The organism is Mycobacterium sp. 852014-52450_SCH5900713, from assembly GCF_001667075.1.
In the GTDB taxonomy this organism is placed as follows: Bacteria; Actinomycetota; Actinomycetes; order Mycobacteriales; family Mycobacteriaceae; genus Mycobacterium.
Genome location: NZ_LZIL01000052.1, coordinates 1 through 1,081, shown reverse-complemented (window position 1 = coordinate 1,081; position 1,081 = coordinate 1). Strand labels below are relative to the sequence as shown.

General features: G+C 69.2%; 1 protein-coding gene and 1 pseudogene. One reads left to right on the top strand and one right to left on the bottom strand.

Going from position 1 to position 1,081, the window contains the following annotated elements:
* Nucleotides 1-402: pseudogene (locus A5773_RS16405) on the top strand (hypothetical protein); the annotation flags it as partial.
* Nucleotides 403-406: 4 nt separating this feature from the next.
* Here the strand turns inward: A5773_RS16405 and A5773_RS16400 are convergent.
* Nucleotides 407-1,081: VWA domain-containing protein (locus A5773_RS16400; RefSeq protein WP_067791605.1), on the bottom strand; the 675-nt coding region annotated here is incomplete at its 5' end.

Genomic DNA, 1,081 nt, shown 5'->3' with positions numbered 1-1,081 from the left:
CGCATCGTGCTGCTCTCCGATGGCAAGGAGAACAAGCCGTCCAACCCCAGCGATCCGCATGACGGGGTCTACACCGCGGCGCGGCTGGCCCGCGACGAGGGGGTGCCCATCTCGACGATCTCGTTCGGCACCAAGACCGGTGAGATCGAGATGGACGGGCAGCGCGTCGCCGTCCCGGTCGCGACGGATCAGATGAAGATGATCGCCAAGCTGTCCGGCGGGCAGTCCTACACCGCCAGCAACGTCGCCGAGCTCTCCAAGAGCTACAACGCGATCGAGAAGGACATCGGCTACCGCACGGTGCCGGGACCGGGCAGCGCCGGGTGGTTGCGCCTGGGTGTCATCACCGCGCTGATCGCTACGGCGCTGGCGCTGCTGATCAACCGGCGGCTCCCGGTCTGATCGCTCAGGAGGGCAGCCGGCGGTTCAGGAGCAGACCGGCCAAGATGGCGCCGGCCATCGCGACTGCCCCCAACAGCATCCACGCCAGGCTGGCGTCGCCCTTGACGGTCTCGTAGCCGATCTGGCGCTGCAGGGTCGCATAGACGTTCTTCAGCGACTCGAGGCTGTCGGCGTGGAACGACTGGCCGTCGGTGATCTCGCAGATCTTCTGCAGCGTCTGGTCGTCGACGGGAACCGGGATGGTGGCGCCTTCGTACTCGACCGTGCCGTACGGCGTCCCGAAGGAGATCGTGGAGATCTGCACACCCTCGGCCTTGGCGGCCCGGGCGGCGGTGAAAGCCCCCTGCGGGGCGTTGGGGTCCAGCGGCACGTTCTCGGCGCCGTCGGACTCCAGCACGATGCGCGCCGGCGGCGGGCCGTCGCCGCCCCCCATCACCGACCCGACCGTCGCGATGGCCTGCAGCGCGGTGAAGAGGCCTTCACCCGTCGCGGTCTTGGGGGCCGGTTTCAGGTTGTCGATCGCCGCCTTCACGGCCGCACGGTTGGTGGTCGGGGAGACCAGCAGCGAGGCGTTGGCCGCGAACTCCACCAGCCCCAGGTTGATGGCCGGCGTCAGCTCGTCGGCGAATTGCTTGCCGGCCTCCTTGGCGGCGGTCAGCCGGTCGGGCGGGACGTCGGT